Source organism: Candidatus Cloacimonadota bacterium (assembly GCA_012522635.1).
Classification (GTDB): Bacteria; Cloacimonadota; Cloacimonadia; order Cloacimonadales; family Cloacimonadaceae; genus Syntrophosphaera.
In genome coordinates, this window is the sequence record JAAYKA010000083.1 from 1 (window position 1) to 7,462 (window position 7,462).

Genomic DNA, 7,462 nt, shown 5'->3' on the forward strand with positions numbered 1-7,462 from the left:
GAACCAAACCGACCGCATCATTCGCTGGCTGATTGACAAGCCCGGAAACTATGTGGTGGCGATGGGTCGCTCCAAACTGCCCATCATCAAAAACGAGGAAGGCGAAACCTTCTACGACATGGGCTACGGCTTTGAATATGGCAAGGCAGACGTCCTCCGCGAGGGCAACAAAGCCACTATGTTTGTGACGGGAACCCCGGTGGGTTCTGCCATCGAAGCGATTGAGCACCTGCGCGAAAGCGGCATTTTCATCCAGTTGGTCTATGTTTCATCCCCGCTCTGCATCCAGCGTGAAGTGCTGGAAAAAGCGGCTTCGCAGGGCCTGATTTTCAGCGTGGAAGACCACAACGTCCACAGCGGCTTGGGCGCGGTCTTGGCAAGCCGGATGGTGGAGGAAGGCCTCAGCGCCCGTCTGGTGAAAATCGGTGTGGAAGCCTATGCCGGCAGTGGTTCATCCAAAGACCTCTACCGCTGGGCTGGTTTGGACCGGGATTCACTGGTGCAGAGGGTGCAAAAAGAACTGGCTCGCTAAGCCGAACATACCCCCACACATTATGCCGGAACCCAGTTTCCGGCTTTTTTTTACGCTTTTTGTCGGGGCTTCAAAACCCGGGAAAGTGTGAGCCCGGCAACGATGACAAAGATGGCAATCAACTGCAGCGGAGCCAATGCCTCACGCAGGAAAATGAGCGCCAAAAGCGATGCCAGAACGGGCTTCAAAAAGAAATACATGGATGAGGTTCCCGCGCCCAAAAGCTTGGCTCCCTCGAAAAACAGCAGATAGCTGAGCCCGGAAATAATTACGCCGAACCAAAACATCGCCGCCGCCGTCTGCAAATTCAGCTTAAAACCCAGCGGCTGACCGATGATGGCGTTCACCCCAAAAAGGATGAGTGCGCCAGAGAAGAAGGAAACCCCGTTGGTGATTACGTTTCCGTGTTTTTCCACCGTTTTTTTGGTGAGCACCAGATAGAGCCCAAAAGTTAGCGATGCGCCCAAACCAAACACAAAACTGAGCGGCAGATTCAGATATTTAGCGTTGCCAAAATCCGCCTCTCCAAAGATGAGCAGCCCGATGCCAATCGTGGCGAGCACAAGCCCCAAAATCTGGGGCAAACCCAGCTTTTCCCGCAGAAAAAGCAGGGCAAACAAGCTCACAAACAAAGGATTGGAACTCACCAAAACCGCGCTCACAGAAGCTTTGCCATAATGTACTGAAATCTGCAGCAACAGCATACTGACGCAGACATTCAGAACACCCAAGAGAGCCATCAAACCCAAATCCTTCAACTTGGGTTTTTGAGGGCTGTTTTTATAAGCTTTGAATGCGAAGGGGAGAATCACCAAACCACCGATGAAAAAACGCCAGGCGGTGAGCGTGAAGGGCGAAAGAGCCAGGTTTTTGCTCAGGATTTCATGAGTTGACCAGGTGAGAATCGCCACAAAACAGAGCAGGTGAGACAAAGTGCGTGATTTCATATCCATATAAAAAGACCAGACGGTCAACCGTTTTCACGGTCGTCCGCCTGGCCGGGTTTTTCAGTCACCCAAGGGCGGCTGTGGTTTCATAGCTATTTCATCAACACCATTTTACGGGTGGATGAATATTTTCCAGACTGCATGCGATAATAGTAAACTCCACTGCTGACGGCATTTCCACTGTCGTCGCGTCCATCCCAGGAAAGGCTGTGCGTGCCTGTGGTGGCTTCCAGATTCCAAGTTTTCACAATCTGTCCCTTGGTGTTGTAAATCACGATTTGGACAGGTTCGGCTTTGGCGTTGTGGAAGCTGATGGTGGTGTGGGGATTGAAGGGGTTGGGATGGTTTCCAATCAGTTGGGTGGGCTTGGGAACGTTGACCTCGTCGTCGTTCGGGGTGCTGCTCCAGTCATCCAAACCGCGGGCTGTGACCTGCGGGGTTTGATTGAATTGATTAACCAAGACCAGGATATTGAAGTTTCCGCTGGGGATTTCGGTTTGGATATAGTCCACATCATAGAAAGTGGTGCGGAACACGACGGTGCCGGTGGCATCCTGCAGGGTATAGTTTTGTCCAACCTCAAAATTGCCGCTTTCCACGAAATTGGCGTTGGCAATGCGGATCAATCTTCCCTGATAATTTGCCACGTTCATGTTCAGTTCGTTAATTGTGATGGTGGGCGCGTAAATGTTATTACCATGGGATGTGGCAGCGCCAGGGTCGCCCACAGGGGTGAATTGCAGCAGGTTGGCATAGTAGGCGATGGTGCCAACGATGCCGGTGATGCCGTCACCAATCTGATAAATGGAGGTGATTTTGCCATCGGGGTCGTCAACCAGGACGCCAGCATTGGCATCCTGCACATATTTTTGGTTGCGGAAGCTTTGTTTGAAGGTGAGAAGCACTTCTCCGGAAACCAGGTAAACCGTTCCGTCTCCAGCCGTTTGCGCTCTCAGTTGGCTCATGTTTTGAACCACCACGGGGAACATATATGTGGCTGTGGCAACGTTGCTGGCATCCAGTCCGCTGGCATAGGCAATGGCTTTGATGGTGGTGGTGCTGCTCACCGGGATGGGATTGCTATAGCTGGGTGAGCTTTGAGTGGGGTTGCTGCCATCGGTTGTATAATGGATTGTGGCTCCGGGTGTGCTGCTGCTGATGGCAACGTTGATGGGCTGGGTGTAGGCTCCGGCAGGAGGGTCAAAGACGGGCATTGCCGCCGCGCCCTGTGAAGCCGCTGTAATGCGGATGTTGTCGATGCGGTTGTTGCCAGCGGCGGTTGTGCAGCCGGTCAAAACCACGCGGATGGCGAAGTTGGGGTTGTTTGCCACACCGGGTGTACCGCTGAAATCCACTTCCATCATCTGCCCCGCCACCCAGCCGTTTTCAAAATCGGTGAGGTCGAGGGTGTATTTTGTAATCCAATCGCTGCCATTCACGGTATATTTCACTTCCTGGGTGTTGAAACCTGTGGAAGTTCTGCGGGTGGGATAGCTCATCACGATGTTGTCCAAACCCACTGTGGAAGCGTGGATGGTGAAATAGGCGCCGTTATTAACCGTATCGGCACCGCCGCGGGGGGCAAAACTGCCGCCATTAACCTCGCCGCCTTCACCGTTGAGGGTGGTTCCGGCAAAGGAAAAAGCTTCTGTGAAAGTGTAGGTTATTTCGGCATCGCCGACAGCCGCCATAATGGGTTGGTCCCAGGTCGTGTCTGTGGGCGGCGTGTTTTGGTTGAAATTCCAATAATAGACCAGGGTTTGCCCATACACCCCGCCGAGGGCCAGGATCAAGGCGAATAACACCAATGTCTTTTTCATAATTCCTCCATCGAATTACTTTTTATCGAATTTTAAATCCACACCTTTGGCATGGAATCATTTTTCTTTTATCCAAAAAGAATCATCACACTATAAAGGAACGAACCCGCCAGAAGCACGCTGTCCGCGCGGTCCAAAACTCCGCCATGTCCCGGAATCAGGTGGGAACTGTCTTTCACGGAGCAGAAACGCTTGAGCATGCTTTCGGCAAGGTCTCCCAATTGACCAACAATTCCTGCCGCAAATGCCATGAGCAGCAAATGCGCCAAATCAAGGCCAGAAACGCCTGTAAAATACAATATAATCACCATCAGAAAAGGTGCAAGCGCTCCCGCCGCGAAACCTTCCAAAGATTTGTTTGGGCTGACCGCGAAAATCCCGCGCCGCCGTCCCCATTTGCTGCCAACAAAATAGGCAACCGTATCCGTGAGCCAAATCAGCAGAATCAGTCCAAAAAGCAGGCGGGGTTTCTCTAAACCCAAAAGCGCGCACATGGCGGGTAAAAGCGCCAGATAGAAGGCCCCAAAAAGCTGAAAAGCCACCTGGGACAACGACCTCCGCGGGTCCCAAAGCAGCAGCGCCCGCAGGATTACAACCAGGAAAAACACCCAGAAAAGGGGCACAATCATGCCCGGGAAAAACACGGCAAGGCTGAACAGGGCAAGGTTTACCACCGCCCAAAACCAATGAATGCCCAAATCGATGTTTTCCAGCATGGCGTTCAGTTCCGCGCTGGCAAAAAAGGCGGTCAAACCAAACAGAATCACCAGCCAGGGCCCGCCAAACCAAAGCACCACCAAAATCACGGGAATGCCGACCACGGAAACCAAAACACGCTTTTGCAATTCGCTCATTGGCTTTCCACTCCTCCATACCTGCGCTCACGGCTCTGGAAATCCAGCAAAGCTTCGATGAACGAGGCTTTGTCAAAATCCGGCCACAGCGTTTGGGTGATATAAATCTCTGAATATGCCATCTGCCACAGCAAAAAGTTTGAGATGCGTCTCTCACCACTGGTGCGGATGATGAGGTCAGGGTCGGGCTGTCCGGCTGTATAAAGATAGTTCGAAAAAGCTTGCGGCGTCAGGTTTTTAATCGCCTCCGGATTTCCCAGGTTCTGGGCACAGAGTTTTTGGATTCCCTCCACGATTTCCAGCCTGCCACCATAGTTGAAAGCCATATTCACGGTCAAACCCGTATTGCCAAAGGTGGGCGATGCCATTTCCCTGATTTCGGCAAGATATACTGGGTCCAGCCTGCTTTCGCTGCCGATGATATTTACACGGATGTTTTGCCGCTTCAGTTCGGCAATTTCCTTTGCCAAAAATTCTTTCAAGAGCTTCAAAAGCCCCTGCACTTCATCATCGGGACGGCTCCAATTTTCGGTGCTGAAAGCATAGAAAGTGATATAGCCCAGTTTCAGCTCCACTCCCAGTTCCACAACCTGACGCACAGACCTGGCTCCGGCTCGATGACCATACATGCGGGGTCTTTTTTTGCTCGCAGCCCAGCGTCCGTTTCCATCCATAATGATGCCAACGTGCGCGGGAAGCCGCGTCAAATCAAGCTTGGGAACCAGTTTTTTATAGTTCATTTGCTTTTTTCCAGCGCCCTTTGCTTCAGCCTGGCGTAGATAAAGCCATCCAAATCACCATCCATCACGCGGTCCACCTGCCCAACTTCGTGGTTTGTGCGGTGGTCTTTAACCATCTGATAGGGTTGAAAAACGTAGGAGCGGATTTGGTTTCCCCAGCCAATGTCAGTTTTCCCGGTCTCTTCCTTTTCCTTTTCCGCTTCCCGCAGGTCTTCATAATACTGATAGAGGCGGGAGCGCAAAATCACCATGGCGCGCTCACGGTTTTGAATCTGTGAACGTTCATTTTGGCAGGAAACCACAATCCCCGTGGGCAAATGCGTGATGCGCACTGCGGAATCAGTGGTATTCACATGTTGTCCGCCCGCGCCGCTGGAACGATAGGTATCCACCTTGAGGTCTTTGGGGTCGATATCCACTTCGATATCGTCTTCAAATTCCGGATAAACGTAAACCGAGGCAAACGAAGTCTGACGCTTGCCCTGGGCGTTGAAGGGTGAAATTCTCACCAGGCGATGAACCCCGATTTCGTTTTTCAACCTGCCATAGACATAGTTTCCCCGAATTTCGATGCTCACGCTTTTCATGCCGGCTTCTTCTCCGGGCAGGGAATCAATCACCGTAGTACCGAAGCTGTTTTGTTCCGCCCAGCGCAGATACATTCTCATGAGCATTTCCGCCCAATCCTGAGCTTCGGTTCCCCCCGCGCCGGCGTGGATAATCAACAGCGCGTCTTCGCTGTCATATTTTTCGTTCAGATAGCATTCGGTTTCAGATTTTTCAATAAATTGTTTTTGAGCCTTCAGCTCCGCCTCCGCCTCTGTCAAAAGTGATGAATCCTCGTCCAAAAGCACAAGATAGGTTTCCAAGTCTCCCTGCAGGTTTTTCAGCGTGCCGATGTGGGAAATATCGTCGTTAATCTGGCTCAATTGACGCGTGATTTTTTTCGCCCGGCTTTGGTCGCTCCAAAAATCCGGACTGTTCACCTCATCCTGAAGTTTGAGGGCTTGAGCCTGTTTTCCCTCCAGGTCAAAGTAACCTCCGAATCTCGGTTATCTGCGAGATTAAGGCTGTGGCTTCTTTTCTATAATCGGATAATTCCATTCTTAGGTTCACCTGCTTGCTTGTTTTAAAATTAGTCAAAGCAGTAAATCTCAAGGGGCTTTTTTTGTCAAATCTTTTATGAAAACGCAGAAATACATTGACAGATTGAGCGGTATTTTTAAAAAAAGTCCGCTATCGAAATAAGCACTTATTTATTACAGACATAGTTTTTTTTGAGGTATATTGATATGATTCCAACTCTCTGGTTCATCGCCCCGTTGGGAGCAGTGATGGCGCTAATCTTCGCTGCCATATTTTTTAGACAGGTAAAGAAGTCTGACCCCGGTAACGCCCGCATGGTGGAAATCGCTTCCTACGTTCGGGACGGCGCCTTCGCATATTTAAAACAGCAATACAAGGGAGTGGCTCTTTTTTTCCTGGGCGCCTTCCTGGTTTTTCTGTTCATGGCAAAAGTGATGGGGGTTTTGCACATCCTGGTCCCCTTTGCTTTTTTAACCGGCGGCTTTTTCAGCGCGCTGGCAGGTTACATCGGGATGAACATGGCGACCCTGGCTTCAAACCGCACCGCCCAAGCCTGTTCTGAAAGCCTGAACAAAGGTCTCAAAATAGCTTTCCGCGGTGGCGCTGTGATGGGACTCACCGTGGTGGGTCTTGCCTTAATCGACATCTCCGCCTGGTTTTTCATCCTCGTAAAATCCGGATTTCCGCTTCACACCATCACCGTCATCATGCTCAGCTTTGGCATGGGCGCTTCCACCCAGGCTCTTTTTGCCAGGTTGGGAGGCGGAATTTTCACCAAAGCCGCGGACGTGGGTGCAGACCTGGTGGGAAAAGTGGAAGCCGAAATCCCTGAAGACGACGTGCGCAATCCCGCCACCATTGCGGATAACGTTGGCGACAACGTTGGCGACGTGGCTGGCATGGGTGCCGACCTCTATGAAAGCTATGCCGGCTCCATCCTCGCAACCGCCGCCCTGGGTCTCAGTGCCGCTGTCACCCTGGGTTTGGATAAAGGACTGCATATCAATTTTGTGGTGGCGCCGATGATTCTGTCTGGAATCGGAGCGCTGCTTTCCATTATTGGCATTTTCATGGTCAGCACAAAGGAAGGCGCGGGCACAAAGGAACTGATGTTTGCCCTGAATAAAAGCGTTTACGGAAGTTCCCTGCTCATCGCCGTGGCTTCATTTTTCATCACGCGGATGCTGCTTCCCGCTGAATATTGGTTCGGGGTTTTCATTTCCACCGTGATTGGGCTGGTCTGCGGCATCCTCATTGGCTATTTCACCGAACGCGACACCTCCCACAGCTACAAACCCACCCGCCACATCGCGGAACAGGGTTCCTATGGCCCTGCCACCGTGATTTTGGAAGGAATCGCTGTGGGCATGCGTTCCACCGTTGGTCCCGTGCTCACCATCGTGATTGGCATCCTCATCGCCTTCATCGCCAGCCATGGCTTCCAATCCATCGAAATGGGGCTTTACGGCATCGGTTTCGGCGC

7 protein-coding genes are annotated in these 7,462 nt (G+C 51.6%); 2 read left to right on the forward strand and 5 right to left on the reverse strand.

The window, feature by feature from the left end; genetic code table 11:
* Window positions 1-532 (forward strand): transketolase (locus tag GX135_04560; GenBank protein NLN85360.1); only part of this gene is annotated, 532 nt, incomplete at its 5' end.
* Between the two features lie 50 nt (window positions 533-582).
* Here GX135_04560 and GX135_04565 read toward each other — a convergent pair.
* The 5 genes from GX135_04565 to GX135_04585 all read right to left on the reverse strand — a co-directional run bounded on the left by GX135_04565 (window position 583) and on the right by GX135_04585 (window position 5,921).
* Entirely contained in the window at window positions 583-1,479 is an 897-nt protein-coding gene (locus GX135_04565) for an EamA family transporter (protein ID NLN85361.1), read from the reverse strand.
* 92 nt (window positions 1,480-1,571) lie between these two features.
* On the reverse strand, window positions 1,572-3,299 hold the full coding sequence (locus GX135_04570) for a T9SS type A sorting domain-containing protein (protein NLN85362.1): 1,728 nt from the start codon (window positions 3,297-3,299) through the stop codon (window positions 1,572-1,574).
* Between the two features lie 68 nt (window positions 3,300-3,367).
* Window positions 3,368-4,153 carry a phosphatidate cytidylyltransferase gene (locus tag GX135_04575; protein NLN85363.1) on the reverse strand — a complete coding sequence of 262 codons (786 nt, stop codon included), beginning with the start codon at window positions 4,151-4,153 and terminating at the stop codon, window positions 3,368-3,370.
* Window positions 4,150-4,893, reverse strand: coding sequence for an isoprenyl transferase (locus GX135_04580; GenBank protein ID NLN85364.1), 744 nt, complete (start codon window positions 4,891-4,893; stop codon window positions 4,150-4,152). Before GX135_04580 ends, GX135_04575 begins: the two co-directional genes overlap by 4 nt.
* A complete protein-coding gene (locus tag GX135_04585) occupies window positions 4,890-5,921 on the reverse strand; it encodes a peptide chain release factor 2 (protein ID NLN85365.1) in 1,032 nt (343 codons plus the stop codon). Before GX135_04585 ends, GX135_04580 begins: the two co-directional genes overlap by 4 nt.
* A gap of 264 nt (window positions 5,922-6,185) precedes the next feature.
* On the opposite strand from GX135_04585, the gene GX135_04590 reads away from it, so the two are divergent.
* Window positions 6,186-7,462: sodium/proton-translocating pyrophosphatase (locus GX135_04590; protein ID NLN85366.1), on the forward strand; the 1,277-nt coding region annotated here is incomplete at its 3' end.